This is a genomic window from Sphingobium sp. EM0848 (genome assembly GCF_013375555.1).
Taxonomy (GTDB): domain Bacteria; phylum Pseudomonadota; class Alphaproteobacteria; order Sphingomonadales; family Sphingomonadaceae; genus Sphingobium.
Genome location: NZ_JABXWB010000001.1, coordinates 157,329 through 177,425 on the forward strand (window position 1 = coordinate 157,329; position 20,097 = coordinate 177,425).

General features: G+C 64.9%; 23 protein-coding genes. 18 read left to right on the top strand and 5 right to left on the bottom strand.

Translation table 11 applies throughout. The features are described 5' to 3' along the window. The first annotated feature begins 6 nt into the window (after positions 1-6). Both HUK73_RS00705 and HUK73_RS00710 read left to right on the top strand, forming a co-directional pair. Positions 7-972, top strand: a complete 966-nt coding sequence (locus HUK73_RS00705) for an alpha/beta fold hydrolase (RefSeq protein ID WP_176590182.1) — start codon at positions 7-9, stop codon at positions 970-972. Then, positions 969-2,072 (top strand): FAD-binding oxidoreductase, encoded by a 1,104-nt coding sequence (locus HUK73_RS00710; protein WP_176590183.1) that lies wholly within the window; start codon positions 969-971, stop codon positions 2,070-2,072. The genes HUK73_RS00705 and HUK73_RS00710 overlap by 4 nt, the downstream gene beginning before the upstream one ends. Before the next feature lie 33 nt (positions 2,073-2,105). Here HUK73_RS00710 and rnhA read toward each other — a convergent pair whose 3' ends face one another. The 3 genes from rnhA to ispH are packed head-to-tail and all read right to left on the bottom strand — an operon-like array spanning position 2,106 to position 4,478. Then, positions 2,106-2,552: a ribonuclease HI gene (gene rnhA / locus HUK73_RS00715; RefSeq protein ID WP_176590184.1), complete on the bottom strand. Its 447-nt coding sequence runs from the start codon at positions 2,550-2,552 to the stop codon at positions 2,106-2,108. Then, a complete protein-coding gene (thrB, locus tag HUK73_RS00720) occupies positions 2,549-3,526 on the bottom strand; it encodes a homoserine kinase (RefSeq protein WP_176590185.1) in 978 nt (325 codons plus the stop codon). The genes rnhA and thrB overlap by 4 nt, the downstream gene beginning before the upstream one ends. 4 nt (positions 3,527-3,530) lie before the next feature. Then, a complete protein-coding gene (ispH, locus tag HUK73_RS00725) occupies positions 3,531-4,478 on the bottom strand; it encodes a 4-hydroxy-3-methylbut-2-enyl diphosphate reductase (RefSeq protein ID WP_176590186.1) in 948 nt (315 codons plus the stop codon). Positions 4,479-4,632: 154 nt separating this feature from the next. Between ispH and HUK73_RS00730 the strand changes: the two genes are divergently transcribed. The 9 genes from HUK73_RS00730 (at position 4,633) to tatC (ending at position 11,772) form a co-directional block, all read left to right on the top strand. Beyond that, entirely contained in the window at positions 4,633-5,241 is a 609-nt protein-coding gene (locus HUK73_RS00730; RefSeq protein WP_176592744.1) for a hypothetical protein, read from the top strand. 109 nt (positions 5,242-5,350) lie between these two features. Next, positions 5,351-7,078 carry an arginine--tRNA ligase gene (gene argS / locus HUK73_RS00735; RefSeq protein WP_176590187.1) on the top strand — a complete coding sequence of 576 codons (1,728 nt, stop codon included), beginning with the start codon at positions 5,351-5,353 and terminating at the stop codon, positions 7,076-7,078. 20 nt (positions 7,079-7,098) lie between these two features. Then, positions 7,099-7,815, top strand: a complete 717-nt coding sequence (locus HUK73_RS00740; RefSeq protein WP_176590188.1) for an SPOR domain-containing protein — start codon at positions 7,099-7,101, stop codon at positions 7,813-7,815. Positions 7,816-7,865: 50 nt separating this feature from the next. Next, positions 7,866-8,879 carry a beta-N-acetylhexosaminidase gene (nagZ, locus tag HUK73_RS00745; RefSeq protein ID WP_176590189.1) on the top strand — a complete coding sequence of 338 codons (1,014 nt, stop codon included), beginning with the start codon at positions 7,866-7,868 and terminating at the stop codon, positions 8,877-8,879. Positions 8,880-8,882: 3 nt separating this feature from the next. Beyond that, positions 8,883-9,665, top strand: coding sequence for a ScpA family protein (locus HUK73_RS00750; RefSeq protein WP_176590190.1), 783 nt, complete (start codon positions 8,883-8,885; stop codon positions 9,663-9,665). After that, positions 9,662-10,255: an SMC-Scp complex subunit ScpB gene (scpB, locus tag HUK73_RS00755; protein ID WP_176590191.1), complete on the top strand. Its 594-nt coding sequence runs from the start codon at positions 9,662-9,664 to the stop codon at positions 10,253-10,255. Before HUK73_RS00750 ends, scpB begins: the two co-directional genes overlap by 4 nt. 28 nt (positions 10,256-10,283) lie before the next feature. After that, entirely contained in the window at positions 10,284-10,520 is a 237-nt protein-coding gene (locus HUK73_RS00760) for a twin-arginine translocase TatA/TatE family subunit (protein WP_176590192.1), read from the top strand. Positions 10,521-10,549: 29 nt separating this feature from the next. Continuing rightward, a complete protein-coding gene (tatB, locus tag HUK73_RS00765) occupies positions 10,550-10,990 on the top strand; it encodes a Sec-independent protein translocase protein TatB (RefSeq protein WP_176590193.1) in 441 nt (146 codons plus the stop codon). Further along, complete coding sequence (gene tatC, locus HUK73_RS00770) at positions 10,987-11,772, top strand: twin-arginine translocase subunit TatC (RefSeq protein WP_176590194.1); 786 nt, start codon at positions 10,987-10,989, stop codon at positions 11,770-11,772. Before tatB ends, tatC begins: the two co-directional genes overlap by 4 nt. A 54-nt stretch (positions 11,773-11,826) precedes the next feature. Here the strand turns inward: tatC and HUK73_RS00775 are convergent, their stop codons facing one another. Continuing rightward, positions 11,827-11,955 carry an entericidin A/B family lipoprotein gene (locus tag HUK73_RS00775; RefSeq protein WP_176590195.1) on the bottom strand — a complete coding sequence of 43 codons (129 nt, stop codon included), beginning with the start codon at positions 11,953-11,955 and terminating at the stop codon, positions 11,827-11,829. A 393-nt stretch (positions 11,956-12,348) separates the two neighbouring features. Continuing rightward, entirely contained in the window at positions 12,349-13,320 is a 972-nt protein-coding gene (locus HUK73_RS00780; protein WP_176590196.1) for a cell wall hydrolase, read from the bottom strand. Between the two features lie 155 nt (positions 13,321-13,475). Here HUK73_RS00780 and HUK73_RS00785 point away from each other — a divergent pair, with 155 nt between their 5' ends. The 7 genes from HUK73_RS00785 to HUK73_RS00815 all read left to right on the top strand — a co-directional run bounded on the left by HUK73_RS00785 (position 13,476) and on the right by HUK73_RS00815 (position 20,096). After that, the gene (locus HUK73_RS00785; RefSeq protein WP_176592745.1) at positions 13,476-14,471 is read left to right on the top strand and encodes a cysteine synthase A; all 996 of its coding nucleotides are present in this window, start codon (positions 13,476-13,478) and stop codon (positions 14,469-14,471) included. Between the two features lie 41 nt (positions 14,472-14,512). Further along, entirely contained in the window at positions 14,513-14,818 is a 306-nt protein-coding gene (locus HUK73_RS00790) for a hypothetical protein (protein WP_176590197.1), read from the top strand. A gap of 15 nt (positions 14,819-14,833) precedes the next feature. Next, positions 14,834-16,099, top strand: coding sequence for a hypothetical protein (locus HUK73_RS00795; protein WP_255326148.1), 1,266 nt, complete (start codon positions 14,834-14,836; stop codon positions 16,097-16,099). 184 nt (positions 16,100-16,283) lie between these two features. Further along, positions 16,284-16,781, top strand: a complete 498-nt coding sequence (locus tag HUK73_RS00800) for a division/cell wall cluster transcriptional repressor MraZ (protein ID WP_176592747.1) — start codon at positions 16,284-16,286, stop codon at positions 16,779-16,781. Continuing rightward, on the top strand, positions 16,778-17,746 hold the full coding sequence (rsmH, locus tag HUK73_RS00805) for a 16S rRNA (cytosine(1402)-N(4))-methyltransferase RsmH (protein WP_176590198.1): 969 nt from the start codon (positions 16,778-16,780) through the stop codon (positions 17,744-17,746). The genes HUK73_RS00800 and rsmH overlap by 4 nt, the downstream gene beginning before the upstream one ends. Next, the gene (locus HUK73_RS00810) at positions 17,743-18,396 is read left to right on the top strand and encodes a colicin transporter (protein WP_176590199.1); all 654 of its coding nucleotides are present in this window, start codon (positions 17,743-17,745) and stop codon (positions 18,394-18,396) included. Before rsmH ends, HUK73_RS00810 begins: the two co-directional genes overlap by 4 nt. Continuing rightward, on the top strand, positions 18,396-20,096 hold the full coding sequence (locus tag HUK73_RS00815; protein WP_176590200.1) for a penicillin-binding protein 2: 1,701 nt from the start codon (positions 18,396-18,398) through the stop codon (positions 20,094-20,096). Before HUK73_RS00810 ends, HUK73_RS00815 begins: the two co-directional genes overlap by 1 nt. Position 20,097: the final 1 nt, after the last annotated feature.

Sequence of the window (20,097 nt, forward strand, 5' to 3'; positions counted from 1 at the left end):
GTAACCATGCCGCCGATGGATTCGCCCCGCCTCGTTGCCCCGCCTTTTGATCGTCGTGCCTGGCCCATGGACGGGCGGCTGGACTATTGGTCCGCGCCCGATGGCTGGCCGGTGCGGCGTTACCGGCTCGGCACTGGCGCGCGCGGGCGGATGCTGGTGCTGGGCGGCCGGGGCGACATGATCGAGAAATATCTCGAGGTGATTCAGCATTGGGCTGCGCGCGGCTGGGCCGTCACCAGCTTCGACTGGCGCGGACAGGGCGGGTCGGGGCGGCTGACCGACGATCTGCTCTGCGGCCATATCGAGGATTTCGGCCAGTGGATCGCGGACCTGAATGCCTTTGCCGCCGATTGGCGTGCGCAGGGGGAGGGGCCGGCGGTGATGGTCGCGCACAGCATGGGCGGGCATTTGCTGCTGCGTGCGTTGCTTGAGGGCATGGTGGCGCCCGATGCCGCAGTGACGGTGGCGCCGATGATGGGCGTGCATAGCGCGCCTCTGCCGCGCTGGCTGGCGGTGGCGATTGCCGAGACGATGTGCGCTTCGGGCTTCGGGCGGAAGCAGGCCTGGACGCAGAAGGAAGAGTCGGAACGCCAGCGGCGCATGCGGCAGAAGCGGCTGACCCACGACCCGGACCGTTATGCCGATGAACTTTGGTGGCGCGAACATAGCCGGGACGTGGCGTTGGGATCGCCGAGCTGGAGATGGGTGGAGCAGGCGCTTCATTCGACCCACAGGCTCGCCACCCGGCCGGGGCTGGAGCGGATATCGGTGCCGCTGTTGATGCTGGCGGCGGAGAATGACCAGCTCGTGTCGACTCCGGCCATCCGAAGGACGGCGGCGCGGATTCCGGGCGCGCGTCTGCATGTCTATGGGCATGAGGCGGCGCATGAAATCCTGCGCGAGCTGGACCTGGTGCGGCTGGATGCATTGGCCCGGATCGACGGCTTTCTGGATGAAGTCGCGCCCCGATGAACCGGCCCGATATCGTCATTGTCGGGGGCGGGATCGCCGGAACGAGTCTGGGCGCGGTGCTGGCGGAGCGCGCGCGCGTGCTGCTGCTGGAGATGGAGCCGAGCGCGGGCTATCACGCCACCGGGCGGGCGGTTTCCTTCTGGGAGGAGACTTATGGCGGGCTGGCGGTCCAGCCCTTGACGACGGCTTCCGGACCGATGCTGGCCGCGCCCGATCCCGACTTTTCGACAAGCGCCTTCCTGTCGCCGCGCCGGACGCTCCATGTGGGGCGGGCGGGCGATGCGGCGGCGCGGGACCGGTTGCTGGCGGAATTTGGCGGTAAGGTGGCCTTGCACCCGGTCGATCCGGCCGGGCTGGTGCCGGGCCTGCGGCCCGACTGGACGCTGGGCGTGCTGGAGCCGGGGGTTTGCGACATAGACGTGGCGGCGCTGCATCAGGCCTGGTTGCGGCGGTTCCGGCGCTTGGGCGGAGAGATTCGGCTGGGGACGCCGCTACGACGGGCCGAGGCGCGGGACGGTGGCTGGCGGATCGAAACGGACGATGGCGCGATCGACTGCGGCCTGATCGTCAATGCGGCGGGCGCCTGGGCGGACGATGTCGCCAAAGCTTGCGGGGTGGCGCCGATCGGTATTACGCCCTTGCGGCGGACGGTGGTGCAGTTGCGCGTGCCCGCCATGCCTTCGGCGGACCTGCCGCTGGTCATGGACCTCGCCTCGCAATTTTATTTCAAGCCCGAGGGGGAAGGGCGCATCTGGTTGACCCCGCATGACGAGGTGCCGTCCCCGCCCTGCGACGCCGCGCCGGAGGAACTGGCGGTGGCCGAGGCGATTGCCCGGTTCGAGGCGGTGGTGGACTGGCCGGTCGCGGCGGTGGAACGCAAATGGGCTGGCCTGCGCAGCTTTTCCCGCGATCGGGCGCCGGTCTATGGTTTCGATCCTGCGGAACCGGGCTTCTTCTGGTTCGCGGGGCAGGGGGGATTTGGCATTCAGACGTCACCGGCGGCGGCGCTGTTGGCGGGGAGCCTGCTGCGGCGCGAGGCGCCTCCGCACGCCGTCGCCGGTATCGATGCGTCTACCTATTCTCCGGCGCGGTTTCGGTAGAATTGGGGAAGGGCGGGCGGCGGACCCTGGCGCCTATGTCCGAAAACTCTCCGCCGCGGCGCAGGCCAGCTGATCGGCGCGTTCGTTTTCCGGATGGCCGGCATGGCCCTTCACCCATTGCCACGTCACCTTGTGGCGGGCTGCGGCCTTCACCAGCAACTGCCAGATTTCGGCATTTTTGACCGGCTTCCTGTCCGCTGTCTTCCAGCCGTTCTTCTGCCAGCCGAAGACCCATTTGGTGATGCCGTCCATCACATATTTGCTGTCGGTATAAAGCGTCACCTGACAGGGGCGTTTCAGGGTTTCCAGCGCCTGCACCGCCGCCATCATTTCCATGCGGTTGTTGGTGGTCTGTGCCTCGCCGCCGGAGATTTCCTTCTCCTTGTCGCCAAAGCGCAGCACCGCGCCCCAGCCGCCGGGGCCGGGATTGCCCTTGCACGCGCCGTCTGTGAAGATTTCGACCTGCGGCAGATCGCTCATGCGCCGAGCAGATCCGCCGGGTCGGCGCTGGCGTAGAAATCGAGACGGCGCAGATAGGCCAGCGGGTCCTTGCGCGTCACCAGCGCATCGGCGGGCGTGTTGATCCAGTCATAGGCCCGCGTCAGCAGGAAGCGTAGCGCGGCGCCCCGGCAGAGGACCGGGAAAGCGGCTCGCTCGGCTTCGGACAGGCCGTGCGTGGCCGCATAGCCCGCGCCCAAGGCAGCCGCGCGCTCCGCGAACCAGGTCGCGCCATCATTGCTGAAGCACCAGGCGCTGTGCGTGACCGCCAGATCATAGGCGCGGATGTCGGTGCAACTGAAATAAAAGTCGATGAGGCCCGTCACCTCATCCCCCAGCATCAGCACATTGTCGGGAAAGAGGTCGGCATGGATCACCGAATGGGGAAGGTCGGCGGGCCAGTGCGCGTCCAGAAAGGCAAGTTCCTGACGGACCCGCGCGCCGAGGGCAGGGGCGATCCGGTCGAAATCATCGCCGCATTTCGCCGCCAGATCGTGCCAGCCGGGCAGGTCCAGCGCATTGCGGCGCTCTGCGGTGAAGCCCTCCGCCGCCCGGTGCATCGCGCCCAGCGCCGCGCCCGCCGCGCGGGTCTGGCCCACGGTCGGTTCGGTGACGGAGATGCCGGTCAGAAATTCGATCAGGCAGGCCGGGCGCCCGGCGAGCTGCTGGAGCCGCTTGCCCTCCCGGTCCGCGATGAAGCGCGGCACCAGACATCCGCGCGCACCCAGATGGTCGAGCAGGTCCATGAAGAAGGGCAGGTCCGCCTCATCGACGCGCTTTTCATAGAGCGTCAGTATGTAGCGGTGGCCAGTACCGTCGGCGCCGGTGGTTTCGAGCAGATAATTGCTGTTCTCCACCCCTTCCGCAATGCCCTTGGCGGAGACGAGTCGTCCGGCCTCGTAGCGGGTGAGAAAAGCGTCGATCTCTTCGGCGGGAACCTGGGTGTAGACGGCCATGGACTTACGCGGCCTCCAGTCCGCGGGGGAGTTTGAAGGAGATGTTTTCGCGGGTGGTTTCCACCTGCTCTTCCGTCACTGAAAAACGTTCGCTTATCCGGTTCACCACTTCGCGCACCAGTATTTCGGGTGCGGAGGCGCCGGCGGTGAGGCCCAGGGTGCGAACCCCCTTCAACCAGGCGAAATCGATATCGTCGGCGCGCCCGATCAGGCGGGCGGGGGTGCCTTCGCGTTCGGCCACTTCGACCAGCCGCACCGAATTGGAGCTGTTGGGCGCGCCGATCACATAGAGCGCGTCGCAATTGGCCGCGATCGCCTTCACCGCCGCCTGCCGGTTGGAAGTGGCGTAGCAGATGTCTTCGCCTCTGGGCGCATGGATCGTGGGGAAGCGGCGCTGGAGCGTCGCCATGATCGCGGCGGTATCGTCGACCGAGAGCGTCGTCTGCGTCAGGAAGGCAAGATTGTCGGGATCGGCGGGCGTGAAGGCCTCGGCATCCTCGACCGTCTCGATCAGCGTCATGTGGCCTTCGTCGACCTGTCCGAAGGTGCCGACGACTTCGGGATGCCCCTTATGGCCGATGAAGAGGATATGGCGCCCTGCCTCCACCTGGCGTTCGGCCTGGCGGTGGACCTTGCTGACCAGCGGGCAGGTCGCGTCGAGATAGTCCAGGCCGCGTTCCTCCGCCTTCGCCGGGACCGCCTTGGGCACGCCATGGGCGGAAAAGACCACCGGCAGGCCGTCGGGCACCTGATCCAGCTCTTCCACGAAGATCGCGCCCTTCGCCTTCAGGCTGTCGACCACATATTTGTTATGGACGATTTCATGCCGGACATAGACCGGAGCGCCATATTTCTCGATTGCCCGCTCGACGATGGTGATCGCGCGGTCGACACCGGCGCAAAAGCCGCGCGGGGCCGCAATCAGAAGCTTCAGGGGCGAAAGGGGGGTCATGCGTTGCCGCTTAGGCGAATGTGGCTTCATATGAAAGCCGCTTCCTTTATGGTGCGCCAGTTTCGGTTGCGTGCCGGACAGCCTATGGATAAGAAGCCCAACGCCTGTTCCCAAGGGATTGCCTGTGACCTTTTCTCGAATTGCGCTGACCGGAATGCTGGCCCTGGCCCTCGCGGGCTGTTCGCGGCGGGGGGAAATCGACCCGACCGGCGGTATCGTGGCCGTGCGTTCGGCCTGCCCGGTGGCGGCGATCCCGGCCTATACCGGCGATGTGACCCTGTTCAATCCGGCGGAAAGTACGGATGCCCGCGCCATCGACGTGGTGGCGAACATCACCGATCTGCGCTCGACCTGTGCGGATGGCGAGCAGCTTTATACCGAGGCGACCTTCATCGTGAACGCCCGTCGCAGCGATGCGAGCGCGGCGCGGCAGGTGACGTTGCCTTATTATTCCGCCGTGGTGCGCGGCGGCAATGCCGTGGTCGCCAAGCGGATCGGCCAGGTCGTGCTGGATTTTCCGGCCGGGCAGTATCGCGCCACCGCGACCGCCAAGGCGGGGTCTTATGTCAGCAAGGCGGCGGCCACGCTGCCCGACGATATCCAGCGCAAGATCACGGAAAAGCGCAAGGCGGGCGATGCCGACGCGGCGATCGATCCCTTCGCGCAGCCGGAGGTCAAGGCGGCCTTGCAGCGAACCAGCTTCGAGTTGCTCGTGGGTTTCAACCTGACCCAGGATCAGCTCCGTTACAACGCTACCCGCTAAGCCCATTTTCCCGTTCGGGCTGAGCCAGGTCGAGGCCCCGGTACTTTTGAAGAAAGGACGGCCCTTCGACTTCGCTCAGGGCGAACGGAGTTGAAGGAAAGTTCGTCCCTTGTCTCTTTACAACCGCTTTACCGCTCATCTTGACGCCGTGCTCGACGCACTGGAGGCTGACGGCACGCTGCCTGCTGGCCTCAACCGCAAGCCGGTCACGGTCGAGCCGCCGCGCGACGCCAGCCATGGTGACCTTGCCACCAATGCCGCGATGGTGCTGGCCAAGCCGGCGGGCACCAATCCGCGCGCGCTGGCGGAAAAGATCGTCGCGGGCCTGGAAAAGTTGGACGAGGTCGAGGGCGCGTCGATCGCCGGGCCCGGTTTCATCAACCTCAGGCTGACCGACGCCACCTGGCGCGCCGAACTGGCCGCGATCCATGCCGAGGCGGCCGATTATGGCCGCTCCGCCACGGGTGAGGGCGTGACGGTGAACGTCGAATATGTCTCCGCCAACCCGACCGGCCCCATGCATATGGGCCATTGCCGCGGCGCGGTGGTGGGCGACGCGCTGGCGACCCTGCTCGAACATATCGGGCATAAGGTCATCCGCGAATATTATATCAATGACGCGGGCGGTCAGGTCGACGTGCTCGCCCGTTCGGCGCATGTCCGCTATCGCGAGGCGTTGGGTGAGGCTGTGGGCGAGATTCCCGAGGGACTCTATCCGGGCGACTATCTCGTGCCCGTGGGGCAGGCGCTCGCCGCCGAATATGGCGACAAATATGTGGGTGCGCCGGAAAGCGAATGGCTGGTGGCGTTCCGCACCAAGGCCGTTGCCGCGATGATGGACATGATCCGCAGCGACCTCGCGCTGCTGGGCATTCATCATGACATTTTCTCGTCCGAGGCCGAATTGCAGGTGGCGGGCAAGCCCGATGCCGCCGAGAAATGGCTGCGCGATCATGATCTCGTCTATGACGGCGTGCTGGAAGCGCCCAAGGGCGAGACGCCGGAGGATTGGGAGCCGGTCGAACTGCCGCTGTTCCGCTCGACCAAGTTCGGCGACGATCAGGACCGGCCGATCAAGAAGTCCAATGGCAGTTGGACCTATTTCGGCGCCGACATGGCCTATCATTATCAGAAGGCCCAGACCGCCGACCAGTTGATCGACATCTGGGGCGCCGACCATGGCGGCACGGTGAAGCGGATTCAGGCCGCCGTCGCCGCGCTGACGGAAGGGCGCGCGCGCTTCGACGTCAAGCTGATCCAGATGGTCCGTCTGCTGCGCGATGGCGAGCCGGTGAAGATGTCCAAGCGGGCGGGCAATTTCGTGACGCTGGCCGATGTGGTGCGCGAAGTGGGCAAGGATGTCGTCCGCTTCACCATGCTGACCCGCAAGGCCGATGCGCAGATGGACTTCGATTTCGCCAAGGTGGTGGAAGCATCGAAGGACAATCCGGTTTTCTATGTGCAATATGCCCATGCCCGCATTTCCTCGCTCGGTCGCCGGGCGGAGGAGGCGGGGATCGACCTTCCCGTACCCGACCTGTCCCGCCTTGGGACGGAAGAGCTGGGTCTGGTGAAGCTCGCCGCGCAGTTCACGCGCGTGGTGGAGGGCGCCGCCTCGGCCCGCGAGCCGCACCGTATTGCCTTCTATCTCAATGACTTGGCTTCGGCATTCCATAGCTGGTGGAACCTCGGCAACGACAATCCGCAGGCGCGGGTCATCCTGACGGACGATCCGGCCACCACTTCCGCGCGGCTTTTCTTGAGCCGTGGAATCGGGCAGATCATCCGTAATGGGCTGGCGCTGATGGGCGTCGCGGCCTTGACCGAGATGCAGTAACCGTCGGAGGCACGGACAAGATGGGCGACTTTGCGCGGGGACGGCTGGACCTGGACGATGAAGATCGTCTGCCCTGGCTGGAACCCGCCATTGAGGATGAGGAGGAGCAGGGGCTGTCGCCATTGCGGCTGCTGGGCTTCATCCTGTTCGGGCTGGCGCTGATCGGCGCGGTCGTCGCCGGGGTGTGGCTGATTCAGAACCGTTCGGGCGGGGCTGGCGGCCAGGGCAAGCTGATCGCGGCGCCGGAAGGGGATTACAAGATCCCCGCCAGGGAAGCCGATGCCAAGAAGTTCGAGGGTGAGGGTGACGCCAGCTATGCCGCGAGCGAAGGCGTGGCGCGCGATGGTAGAATCGATCCGACTCGCGTGCCGGAAGCGCCGATCACGCCCAGCGGCGCGGCGGCCAATGCCAAGCCCGTGGTGCAGGGCAAACCCGCGCAGAGCGTCACGGCGCGCGTGACGGACGAAACCAACGTCAAGCCCGCAACGGCGGCGGCGCGGCCTGCCGGTGGCGGGATGATCCAGTTGGGCGCCTATGGCAATCAGGCCTTTGCCAAGGATGCCTGGAAGCGCCTGTCCAAGCGCTTCACCTATCTGGAGCCGCTGCCCATGACGATCGAGGAAGCGCAGGTGGGCGGCAGCACCGTCTATCGCCTGCGCGCGGCGGCGGGTGGGCAGGCCAGCACGCTCTGCGGCAAGCTGAAGGTGGCGGGCGAGAGCTGCATGGTGGTCAATTAAGGGGACAAAGCCCTTCGACAGCGGGGCTTTCAGCCGCTACCATCCTGTCCATGAAACCCGTTATCTTCGGCCTTTCCGGCGAGACCCTGACCGCGGATGAGCGCGCCTTTTTCGCTGCTGCGAATCCGGCCGGCTATATCCTTTTCCGGCGCAATATCGTGGACAGGGATCAGCTTCGGGCGCTGACCGATGATCTGCGGTCGTTGCATGGTCGCGACGACCTGCTCATCATGATCGATCAGGAAGGCGGGCGCGTCGCGCGGATGCAGGCGCCGGTCTGGCCCAGCTTTCCCCCCGGAGCCGTGTTCGACCGGCTTTACGAGGTCGCGCCGTCCAGTGCCATTGCCGCCGCCCGCGCCAATGCCCGCGCCATCGCGACCACGCTGGCGGAGGTGGGCATCACCGTGGATGCGCTTCCCCTGCTCGATGTGCGGCAGGATGGGGCGAGCGACATCATGGGCGACCGGACGCTGGGCGCCGAGCCGATGCGGGTCGCCGCCCTTGGGCGCGCCGTGATCGAGGGGTTGGCCGACGGCGGCGTGGTGGGCATCGTCAAGCATATGCCGGGTCATGGCCGGGCGCTGGTCGACAGCCATCATGAACTGCCCATCGTCACCGCCGACGAGGATGCGCTGGCGGTCGATCTGGCACCGTTCCAGGCGCTCAAGGACGCGCCGATGGGGATGACGGCGCATGTCGTCTATTCCGCCTGGGACCCTGATTTGCCCGCCAGCCTGTCGCCCTCGGTGATCGAGACGATCATCCGTGAACGCATCGGTTTCGACGGGCTGCTGATGTCCGACGATCTCGACATGAAGGCGCTGAAGGGCGGCATAGCCGAACTGGCGGCGGCGACGGTCGCGGCGGGTTGCGATCTGGCGCTCAACTGTTGGGGCCGGATGGATGACATGACCGGCATCGCCGATTTGCTGCCGGAGATCACGCCGCAGGGCAAAGCGCGGCTCGATCGGGCGATGGGGTCGACGCACAGGCTGAAGGAGGGGCCGCCGCTGGAGGAATTGCTCGCTACCCGCGACGCATTGCTGGCGCCGGTCATGGTTTGACAGGTGGACGATCTCTTCACGCCTCAAGCCGTTCCCCGGCCTGAAACGCTAACGGTCAGCTTCGAAAGCTGGGAAGGGCCGCTCGACCTGCTGCTGGCGCTGGCGCGGACGCAGAAGGTCGATCTGCGCGAAATCTCCATCCTCGCGCTGGTCGAGCAGTATCTCGCCTATATCGACGGGGCGCGGAAGCTGAAGCTGGAACTGGCGGCCGACTATCTGGTGATGGCGGCCTGGCTCGCCTATCTCAAGTCCGCGCTGCTGTTGCCCAAGGAGGCGCAGCCTGAACCCGGCCCGGAAGAACTTGCGTTGCGGCTGCAATTGCGGCTCCAGCGCCTGTACGCCATGCGGGAGGCGGGGGCGCGGCTGCTGGGGCGGGACCGGATCGGGCGCGATGTGTTCGTGCGGGAGAAGCCCGAAGGCCTGCGCCTTGTCCGCAAGGCGAAATGGGCGGCGAGCCTGTTCGATCTGATCCAGTCCTATGGGCAGATCCGCGCCCGCACCCAGCCCGTCGTGCATATGGTCGCGGTGCGGCCGGTCATGACGCTGGACGAGGCGATCCAGCGGGTCGGCACCCTGGTCGGCGCGGCGATCGACTGGACCGCGCTGGAAGCCTTCCTGCCCAGCGGGCAGGATGGACCGATGGCGAAATCGGCGCTTGCCAGCAGTTTCGTCGCCGCGCTGGAACTGGCGCGGCAGGGGCGGCTGGAAATCCAGCAGGAGGGGATTTTCGAGCCCATTTTCCTGCGCGCTGCTGTACCGGAACCGACTGCGGGGCGTTTATTGTGATCGAAGAACCGGACGATTTCCTCCGCGCTGTGGAGGCTGTGCTGTTCGTGTCGGAACAGCCGCTGACACTGGCGGAACTCAGGCTTCATGTGGGGGAGGCGGGCGATCTGCCCGGCGCGCTGGCGACGCTCGGCCACCATTATGCCGGACGGGGCGTCAATCTGGTCGAGCGTGGCGGGCGCTGGCATTTCCAGACGGCGGCGGACCTTGCCCACATCCTCCGCCGGGAAAAGGACGAGACGCGCAAGCTGTCCCGCGCGGCCATGGAAACGCTGGCCATCATCGCTTATCATGAGCCGGTGAGCCGTGCGGAGATCGAGGCTATTCGCGGGGTTCAGGTAGCGAAGGGCACGCTGGACGTGCTGATGGAGGCGGGCTGGGTGCGGCCGGCGGGACGGCGCGAAGTGCCGGGGCGTCCGCTGATTTACGCCACCACGCACGAATTCCTGTCACATTTCGGCCTTAGCAGCCGCCGCGACCTGCCCGGACTGGACGACCTGCGCGCGGCAGGTCTGCTCGATCCGGTGGATTTGGCGCTTGAGGGTCTGGGCGTCCAATCCGTTGTGGAAAATGATGAGGAAGATGCCTAGATAGGCGGAGTTTCAGGAGTACGTTCAAATGGGTTCCTTTTCGCTGATGCACTGGGTCATCGTTCTCCTGGTGGTCATGCTGCTGTTTGGCGGTGGCCGGATTTCCGGGCTGATGGGTGACGTTGCCAAGGGCATCAAGAGCTTCAAGAAGGGCATGGAAGACGATGACGATGTCGTCCCGACCAAGCCTGCGACGCGCATCGAGGGCCATCGCGTTCCCGAACAGGACGCGCCGACTGCCACGGAAGAAAAGACCAAGGCCTGATTTTCCTCGGGCCTGGGCGGTAGGCACACATGTTTGGCATCGATTCGTCTGAACTTCTGGTGATCGTGATCATTGCGGTGATCGTCATCGGCCCGAAGGACCTGCCCCGCGCTCTTTACAAAGTGGGGCAGATTGTGGGCAAGGCCCAGTCCATGGCGCGCCATTTCCGCACCGGCATCGACGCGATGGTGCGCGAGGTCGAGCTGGAAGAGCTGGAAAAGAAATGGGCCGCGCAGAACAAGCGGATCATGGAAGAGCATCCGCCCGAAATCACCGGGCAGCCGATGGAGTCGTTGCCGGCTCCCACCGCTGAAGCCGCCATGGACCAAGCGGATATGAAGCCACCCTTCGTTGCTGAATCCGCACCTACCGGCGATGCGCCGCCTCATGTGGCGCAGGTCCAGCCCGCGACGGACGGCCCGCCCTATGTGGCGCAGGAATCGGGGCGGAAGGGTGACGCGGCGGCATGAAGGATATCGACGATAGCAAGGCGCCGTTGCTCGACCATCTGATCGAACTGCGCGGGCGGCTTTTGAAATGCGTCTATGCGCTGTTCATCACGGGCGCGATCTGTTTCTATTTTTCGGAGCAACTGTTCGCGATCCTCGTCCACCCGCTGAAGGAAGCCTTTGGCGACGGTGGCGGGCGGCTGGTCTATACCAAGCTCTACGAAGCCTTTTTCGTACAGGTGAAGATCGCGGTTTTCGGTGCTTTCTGCCTGTCCTTCCCGATCATCGCGAACCAGCTCTGGGCCTTTGTCGCGCCGGGGCTCTATGCGAAGGAAAAGAAGGCGCTGCTGCCCTTCATCATCGCCACGCCCTTCCTCTTCGCCATGGGGGCGAGCCTCGCCTATTTCGTGGTGATGCCGACCGCCTTCCATTTCTTCCTGGAGTTTCAGGGGAACAGCAGCGGCTTGCAGGTGGAGGCGCTGCCGAGCGCCGACGCCTATCTGGGGCTGGTGATGCAGTTCATCCTGGCCTTCGGCGTCAGCTTCCTGATGCCGGTGCTGCTGATGCTGCTCAACCGGGCGGGGTTCGTCAGCCGGGCGCAACTGATTGGCATGCGCCGCTATATGATCGTCGCGGCCTTCATTCTGGCGGCTGTGCTGACACCGCCGGACGTCGTGTCGCAGCTCATGCTCGCGTTGCCGTTGCTGGCGCTCTATGAGATCACGATCATCGCCATCTGGTTCACCGATCGGAAACAGGCGAAGGAACTGGCGGCGTCCGAAGCGGCTGACGCGGCACACTGAAAAAAGGCTTGCCCTTGGCGCGCGCGCCTTTTTTTGATGGAAGCCAGTGCGCTCTTATTTGGCCGCGTTTTCTACTGCTTGCCCGGCGCTCTGCACGTCTTTGCCTGCGCCTTCGACCGTATTGCAGGCTGCGACCATCAGCGAACCGGTTAACAGAAGGGCGGCTAGGATCTTCCTGGTCATCTTCGTCTCCTTTTTCAGAGCCTTTCTTTCGTACATGCCCTTGTCAGGACATGCCTCAACCGGACGCCATGCCGGTGACCATGGAACAACCCATCGATCGGAAAAGCGTTCCGAAGGCGAAAATATCCCTGATTTCTGCGAGGTCCCCGGAAAAATTCTGAGCCCGGAACGCGTCGGGGGGGGGAGATGCGTTCCGGGCTCATGTTTTTTTGGATAGCAAGAGCGGGGGGCAAAAGATTTGCTATCCGGACTACAGAACTATCGGAGAGAGGATTAGGTTCCCAGCGTCGCGAAAATTCATCGGATTTAAATATTGTTGTTTCTCAATGATTTGATTGGTTTATCACCCGTTAACCAGAAAATATTCCACTCCCGCGGAAAAATTTGGAACGATCAGATCAGCGGGCGGCCGCTGTCGCGATATTCCGGCCGGATGTCCGATTGGGGAAGAGCCGGTCCGGGGGCGGGCAGGGCTTCGGTGCCTGTGCGGCCTGGCGCGGGCGCGTTCTGCGGAAGTGGGGCGGCCAGTGCCATGCCCGGATCGAGCGGAACGGGTTTCGTCGACCAGATCGGGCGGGACGGCCCGGACTGTGTTTCCCGGCCCGGATAGGGAAGGCGAAAGGCGGAAGCCGCACCATCGAAGCCCAGGGCACGATAGAAGATATGCGCGCCGATGACGGCAACCGGCCGCATCGTTGCCGCCCAGCCGGGGCGAACCGCCAGCGTGTGATAATGGGTGGCAAGGCCGACCGGCCGGTAGACCAGACCGGCAAGGGCCTGACTCGCAATGCGGCGGGCGCGGCCCCATCCTTCGGTGCTTGCCATGCGCGCCATGGAGCCGTCGCAACTGAAAGTGAACTGGCAGCGGTCGTCGGTGCGCTCCGATCCCTGATAGACGACGCCGCAGACGCTTTTCGGCCAGGCCGGATTGCGCACGCGGTTCAGCACGATCTGGGCCACGGCGCGCTGGCCGTCCTCCGGCTCGCTTCCAGCCTCATAGTAGATGGCGGAAGTCAGGCAGTTGAGCGCCCGGTAGCTGTCGAGAGGGGTGAGGCCCCGAAACGCCATGGCGGGAGCGGCCTGCACCCTGTCGAGGCCGAGGACATGCTCGCTTCGCAGCGCGCCGGGCACGGGATCGAACGCGCCTTGGGCGAAGAAAAAGGCCGATCCGGGCCAGTTCTCACCCGGCTTTTCGGCGGGATCGTCCTGCGTGCCGGACGCCGCCAGCAGGTCGAGCGGCGCGGCGGTGATCAGGCGCGGCACGGCAAGCGCAACCAGCGCCGCTGCGACGATCGCGCCATGCCTCACCGCTGTGCTCCTATCCGCCAAATCTGACTTTTCCTTGAAAATCCGTGCCCTGCGCATCGCCCATAAAGGAAAAGCCTTGCCAATTCCTCTGCGGATTCCGGCCTGTCCCGCCATGGGACGGAGCGGTGAAGCGGAGGGCGACAACCCGGACTTTCGCCCCATCATCATTCCCTTGCTTGGCAAGCCTGCCTCTGGTCCGCTATGCGGAGGACATGCTGGTTCAGAAAGATAGCCTCGCACTGATTGGCAACACGCCGATGGTGCGCCTTGCCGGCCCTTCCGAAGAGACGGGTTGCGACATTTACGCCAAGTGCGAATTCGCCAATCCCGGCGCGTCCGTAAAGGATCGCGCGGCCCTGTTCATCGTCAACGATGCCGAGGAAAAGGGGGTGTTGAAGCCCGGCGGCACGATTGTCGAGGGCACGGCGGGCAATACCGGCATCGGTCTGGCGTTGGTGGCCAATGCCAAGGGCTATAAATCCATCATCGTGATGCCTGAAACCCAGAGCCGCGAGAAGATGGACACGCTGCGCGCTCTGGGTGCGGAGTTGGTGACGGTTCCGGCGGCGCCCTATTCCAATCCGGGGCATTTCGTGCACACCTCGCGCCGTCTGGCGGAGGAAACGGAAGGGGCGGTGTGGGCCAATCAGTTCGATAATATCGCCAACCGTAAGGCGCATATCATCGGCACCGCCGAGGAAATCTGGACTCAGATGGAGGGCCGGATTGACGGCTTCACCTGCGCGGCGGGGACAGGCGGCACGATCGCTGGCGTCGGGCTGGGCCTGAAGGCGCATGACGAGAATATCACCATTGCCTTGAGCGATCCGCATGGCGCGGCGCTCTACAATTATTACGCCCATGGCGAACTGAAGGCCGAGGGCAATTCGGTGGCCGAGGGTATCGGTCAGGGCCGCATCACCGCCAATCTGGAGGGCGCGCCGATCGACACCCAGTTCCGTATTTCGGACGAGGAAGGGCTGCTCTGGGTGCGGCGTCTTCTGGCGGAGGAAGGGCTGTGTCTGGGCCTGTCGTCGGGCATCAATGTCGCGGGCGCGGTGGCGCTGGCGAAGCAGCTTGGGCCGGGCAAGCGGATCGTCACGATTCTGTGCGATACCGGCTTTCGTTATCTTTCAACGCTCTACAATCGCGAATGGCTGGAATCGAAGGGCTTGACGGTCTTCCCCTGGCTCGCGCACAATCGTTGACCGCCGACACGGGTCGCGGCGGCGAAGAAAAAGAGCGCTTCATGGCTGAAACACCCCGCCAACAGGAAGGGTTGCAGCGTGTCCAGATCGGCCTCACCGGGCTGGCGGGCGTGGTGTTGCTCGTGGGTCTGGCGAATATCGTGATCGACAAGGCGCGGATCGACGATCCGGCGGTGCCGCCGCCGACCGTGCCGACGATGGACGTCAATGCCGTGTCGCCCAAGGAGCCGCTGGCGGAACTGGGCGTGCAGCCCGCGCCGGAGCAGGCGCCGATCGTGCCGGACCTTCAGCCGGACCCCAATCTTAAAAAACCCATGGATCGTGAGATTCAACCGGCGTCGCGCTGATTCCGGCCTGATCGCTTGAAATTTCTGGTCCGAACTTGGGTGATGCTGGGCGTGCCGGGGTTGCTGGTGCTGCTCGGTGGGTTGCCGGGGATGTTGCGGACGGGGCAGGTCGATCCGCGGGGTTGGATGCTGCCCGCATTGATGTTGGTTCCAGCGGCGGCCTTGCTGAAGCGCTGGCGGAGTGAGGGTGCGGCCTGGTGGGCGGGGCTGGGAACGGTTGGGGCGGTGCTGTCCTGTGCGTTTCTGGCGAGTTGGCGGGTGCCGGGCTTGGTGCCGGTGGCGTGGCTGGTCGGTGGGATGGCGCTGGCGATCCTGGCGGGGCTGCAATTTAGAGCTTTTCGTACTCCTGCTTTCACAGGAGTACGAAAACTGGTCGGGATAGGGTTGGCTCTGCTGGCGCTGGCGATGTGTTGGCTTGCAGGAGAGCCTCGCATCGAACCTTCGCAAAAGTCGCCGGAACTGGCGGTGATCAGCGGCCTGCCCCTCTTCTGGCGGGAGAATGGGCAGGGGCTGGCGGCCAAGGTTGATGCGCCCATCATCACCCTGTTACGCCAGCGTTTCACGGTCATGCCCCTCGACAGCCCGCTCGCGCTGGAAAAGAGCCGCGCCAAGACGCTCCTTCTCGCCCAGCCGCGCGCCTTTTCGATGGATGAGCTTGTGGCGCTCAATGCATGGATCAGCAGAGGCGGCACAGCGCTGATCCTGGCCGATCCGCAACTGCGCTGGCCGATGGATCTTCCCTTGGGCGACCGGCGCAGGCCACCTGCCGTCACCTTGCTCTCCGCCATGTTCGAAGTCTGGGGCGTAAAGCTGACGCCGCCCGCCGCCGGAGCGGGTGAGGGGCGCCATTTCCTGAGCGATGGGCGGGTGCTGACCGTCTATGCGGCCTCCGGTTTCAAGGATGCGGGGCCGGATTGCCGCATCGTCGGGCGCGGGCTGGTGGCGCGCTGTACGGTGGGGAGGGGGAGTGCGACCATGGTGGCCGACGCCGATCTGATCGATGACCGGCTCTGGCTGGCCGATCCGGCCGCGCCGCTCGACCCCGGTCAGTGGACTGCCGACACGCCGCAATTCATTGCGCAGGCTTTGGGCGGAGAGCTTCCCGCCGGGCACCGCTGGGTCAGGTCGGCCGACGCGCTGGTCAATGCCGTTCGCTGGGCGGTTCTGGTCGGGATTTTCTGGGCAGCCTTGGGCGCGGTGCTGTTTCGGCGGCGGAATCGGCCTCCTTTGGACCGCTCCGTGCCACGTCCCGCCCTGCTGAAACCGGAAAATGGAGACTAAATACCAGAACAAAACAGGATTTCCCGGTTTCTCCCAAAATATCCCTTTTCTTGAACCCCGTGGCTTGGTATTTGATGGCCATAGGGGTTTGTCAGGCTTTGCTAGTCCTGTGGGCCGGGTCGCGAATGGCGCATCCGGACGGCGATGACCTGTGCCCTGGGAACAGAAGGGCAGCGATCCAAAAGTGTCGGAACTCATTCTCTATACGGGCAACGCGTTCAGCGTCGCGGACGGCAAGGGCCGTTTCGTGCTGCCCCTGGAGATGCGCCGGCAGGTCAAGCTCTCCAGCGGCAACGAAACGCGGCTTTTTCTCTCGGTCCATGGTGGCAACCCCTGCGCCACGGGCTTTGGGGAGTCGCACCGCGGCCATCTGTTCACCGAAGTCGAGGAACTGGCCCGCGAAGCGCGCGCTCAAGGGCGCGACTATGATGCCGATCTGGAGCTGGAACGCCGCCTCGGAACCATCGAGGAGGTGAATTTCGACGAAGGCGGCCGCTTCGCCATGCATCCCGACATCAAGGAAGAATATGGCATCACCGACGCCGTGTTCTTCTATGGCGTGGGCCGCTACATCCAGATCTGGAAGCCCGAAACGCTGGTCGACAGCAAGGATCGGCCGGAGTTGATCCGCAACAAGGTGCGCCGCTGGCTGGACCAGCGGGCGGCGGGAGGCGGCAAGTGAGCGCTCCTGTCGATCCAGACCGCCACATTCCGGTGCTCATCGACGAAGTGCTCGACGCCCTCGCCATCAACCCCGACGAGGTCCATGTCGACGGCACTTTCGGCGCGGGCGGCTATTCGGGCGCGATGGCGGGCAAGGGGGCGAATGTCTTTGCGTTCGACCGCGATCCCGATGCGATCCGTGAGGGGCAGGCCTTGGCTGACGAGAAGGGGATCACCCTGATCGCGGGCGAGTTTTCGCGGATGGAAGCATTGCTGGCCGAACGGGGCGTAACCTCCGTTTCGGGCGTGACGCTGGACATCGGCGTGTCCTCGATGCAACTCGACCGGCCTGAGCGGGGTTTCTCCTTTCAGGCGGACGGGCCGCTCGACATGACCATGAGCCAGAGCGGAATGAATGCCGCCGATTTCCTGAACACGGCCCCGGAGCAGGAAATCGCCGATATACTGTATCTCTATGGCGAGGAACCGCGCTCGCGCCGGGTGGCGAAGGCGATTGTCGAGGCGCGCCCGCTGGAGCGCACCGGGCAACTGGCCAGCGTCGTGCGCCGTGCCCTGGGGTACAAGCCGCATGACAAGAAGGACCCGGCGACCCGGACCTTCCAGGCGATCCGCATTCATGTGAACCGCGAACTGGAAGAACTGGAGCGCGGACTGGAGGCGGCCGAGGCGATTTTGGAGGAAGGCGGCCGTCTGGCGGTCGTGACCTTCCATTCGCTTGAGGACCGCATCGTCAAGCAGTTCCTGCGCAAACGGAGTGGCGGGGAGGGGGGCGGATCGCGCCACCTGCCTGAAAAGAAGGCGGGGGATGCGCCGACTTTCCAGAAGCCCGCCAAGGCGGTGCGGCCCGGAGAGGCGGAACTGGCCCGCAACCCCCGAGCCCGATCCGCCACTTTGCGCAGCGCCATTCGGACTTCCGCTCCCGTTTCCCCTCGCCCAACCCAAGACAGGAATCCCCGCTCATGATCGCGGTCAAGAGATTGCAGAGCCTGATCTGGATCCTGCTCGTCGCACTGGGCGCGCTGGGGGCCTATATGGTGTCGCTGAAGGTGGCGACCGAGCGCAACGAGTTGATGAAGGTGCGGGTGCAGATCGCGCGGGCCAAGGCCGATATCCGCTATCTGGAAACCGAGTTCAGCGCGCGCGCGAACATGCGCCAGCTGGAGCGTTGGAACCAGGACGATTTCATGTATGCGACGCCGACCGCCCAGCAATATCTGGCGGGGGAGCGCGCTCTGGCGCATCTGGACGGCGTGCAGCCCAACGGCCCGGACTATGTCGCGCCGCCGGTGATGGTGGCGATGGTGCAGACGCCTGCCGATCTGCCCTCCGCGCCGCAGGCCGTGCCCGCCAGCCCCGCCGCAACGCAGATTCGCAGCGATATCGCCGTGATCCGCGAAGCCCATGCCGCCGACAATGTCGACAAGATCGCCAAGGCCGCGCCGGTCAAGACGCCTAAGGAAAAGGCGAAGGACGATGCCGACACGTCGAAGCCCAACCCCGTTGCTCGCCGTGCCGAGCGGATGGCGATGCTGGACGCGAAGCTGCTGGATGACAGCACCATGGGCGACTTGACCGCGCAGGCGAAGCGCGAGCGCCGGAAGGGGGATCGTTAATGGCGACGATCATCGTCCAGCCAGGCGGTCCAAGGGCGGGTAAACAACGCGTCGACCTGACGGCGATCGCGCATAATCGCCTGATGCTGCTGCTGATCCTGTTCATGGTCATCACGGCGGTCGTGATCCTGCGCCTGACCTGGGTGGGGATTTTCGCAGGCGGTGGACGGGGCGGCGACGTCATGTCCGGCGTGCCTGCCCGTGCCGACATTGTGGACCGCAATGGCGTGCCGCTGGCGCGGACCATGGATGCCTATTCCATCGCCGTTCGGCCGTCCAAGCTGATCAGCGATCCCGCGGACCTTGCCCGCAAGCTGCATGAAATCTTCCCCGACGAGCCCGAGGCGGCCTTCCGCAAGAAGCTGACCGGCAGAGGCTGGGCCTATCTGCGCCGCCGGGCGCTGCCTGAAGAAGTGGCGGCGGTGAACGCGCTGGGCGAGATCGGCATCGAATTCCCGCGGGAGAAGGAACGGCTCTATCCGCAGCGGACGCTGGCGGCCCATATATTGGGTTTCGCACCCAATGCGGACGGCAAGGGTGGCATGGGCGTGGAGGCGGCGTTCAACGACCGGTTGACCGATCCGGCATTGCGCGGCCAGCCCTTCACCATGTCCATCGACAGCCGGGTGCAGGGCGCGCTGGAGAGCGAGCTTTACGCGCAGCTGGTGCAGACCCGTGCCAAGGGCGCCGGTGGCGTCATTCTGGATGCGAACACCGGCGAAGTGATCGCCATGGCCTCGATTCCCGTGTTCGATCCCAACAAGCTGGAAAATTACGCGGGCAAGACATGCAGCGAATCGCCGCTCTGCAACCATATGGTGCAGGCGCGCTACGAATTGGGATCGGCGTTCAAGCCGCTCTCCATCGGCGCGGCCATGGATCGGGGGATCGTCACCTCCATGTCCAAGACCTATGACGCGACCGCGCCGCTCGCGGTCGCCGGTTTCCGCATCAAGGACGACCATCCGCTCGGCCGCTGGATCAACGTGCCCGAAATCCTCGTGCACAGCTCGAACATCGGCACGGCGCGGATCGCGGACCAGATGGGCGCGGAGCCTTTGCAGCATCTTTTCCGGGAGTTGCACTTCAACGATCGCGCGCCGATTGAACTCAATGAGCGCGCCGGGACGCTGTGGCCGGCCAATTGGGGACGCATCACCACGCTCACCGTTTCCTATGGTCACGGCATCGCCGTAACGCCTTTGCATCTCGCTTCGGCTTATGCGGCGCTGGTCAATGGCGGCCTGTGGCGGCCCGCTACGCTGCGTAAATTGAAGGCGGAGGAGGTGCCGGAGGGGCGTCGCGTCTTTTCCGCCGCCACCAGCGCGCGGATGCGGCAACTGTTGCGCATGATCGTCGCGGCGGGTACAGGACGCAGCGCCGACGCCAAGGGATACCGGGTGGGCGGCAAGACGGGTTCGGCCGAAAAACCGCAAGAGGGCCGGTATAACAAGACTTCGCTGGTGACGACTTTCGCTTCTGCCTTCCCGATGGACAATCCGCGCTATGTGGTCCTCGTCACCATGGACGAGGCGACGGGCCAATATGGTCTGCGCACGGCGGCCTGGACTGCCGCGCCAGTGGTGAAGCGGGTGGTGGAGCGCACCGGGCCGATGCTGGGCGTGCTGCCCGACGAGCGGCGCGATGTCGATATTTCCGACCTCATGCCGTTGCTGCACGGCGATAAGGAGAAAGAATAAA

Coding starts and splice junctions, on each gene's coding strand:
- HUK73_RS00705 (WP_176590182.1), top strand. CDS start 7: ATGCCGCCGATGGATTCGCCCCGCCTCGTTGCCCCGCCTTTTGATCGT.
- HUK73_RS00710 (WP_176590183.1), top strand. CDS start 969: ATGAACCGGCCCGATATCGTCATTGTCGGGGGCGGGATCGCCGGAACG.
- rnhA (WP_176590184.1), bottom strand. CDS start 2,552: ATGAGCGATCTGCCGCAGGTCGAAATCTTCACAGACGGCGCGTGCAAG.
- thrB (WP_176590185.1), bottom strand. CDS start 3,526: ATGGCCGTCTACACCCAGGTTCCCGCCGAAGAGATCGACGCTTTTCTC.
- ispH (WP_176590186.1), bottom strand. CDS start 4,478: ATGACCCCCCTTTCGCCCCTGAAGCTTCTGATTGCGGCCCCGCGCGGC.
- HUK73_RS00730 (WP_176592744.1), top strand. CDS start 4,633: ATGCTGGCCCTGGCCCTCGCGGGCTGTTCGCGGCGGGGGGAAATCGAC.
- HUK73_RS00740 (WP_176590188.1), top strand. CDS start 7,099: ATGGGCGACTTTGCGCGGGGACGGCTGGACCTGGACGATGAAGATCGT.
- nagZ (WP_176590189.1), top strand. CDS start 7,866: ATGAAACCCGTTATCTTCGGCCTTTCCGGCGAGACCCTGACCGCGGAT.
- HUK73_RS00760 (WP_176590192.1), top strand. CDS start 10,284: ATGGGTTCCTTTTCGCTGATGCACTGGGTCATCGTTCTCCTGGTGGTC.
- tatB (WP_176590193.1), top strand. CDS start 10,550: ATGTTTGGCATCGATTCGTCTGAACTTCTGGTGATCGTGATCATTGCG.
- tatC (WP_176590194.1), top strand. CDS start 10,987: ATGAAGGATATCGACGATAGCAAGGCGCCGTTGCTCGACCATCTGATC.
- HUK73_RS00775 (WP_176590195.1), bottom strand. CDS start 11,955: ATGACCAGGAAGATCCTAGCCGCCCTTCTGTTAACCGGTTCGCTGATG.
- HUK73_RS00780 (WP_176590196.1), bottom strand. CDS start 13,320: ATGCGCAGGGCACGGATTTTCAAGGAAAAGTCAGATTTGGCGGATAGG.
- HUK73_RS00785 (WP_176592745.1), top strand. CDS start 13,476: ATGCTGGTTCAGAAAGATAGCCTCGCACTGATTGGCAACACGCCGATG.
- HUK73_RS00790 (WP_176590197.1), top strand. CDS start 14,513: ATGGCTGAAACACCCCGCCAACAGGAAGGGTTGCAGCGTGTCCAGATC.
- HUK73_RS00810 (WP_176590199.1), top strand. CDS start 17,743: ATGATCGCGGTCAAGAGATTGCAGAGCCTGATCTGGATCCTGCTCGTC.
- HUK73_RS00815 (WP_176590200.1), top strand. CDS start 18,396: ATGGCGACGATCATCGTCCAGCCAGGCGGTCCAAGGGCGGGTAAACAA.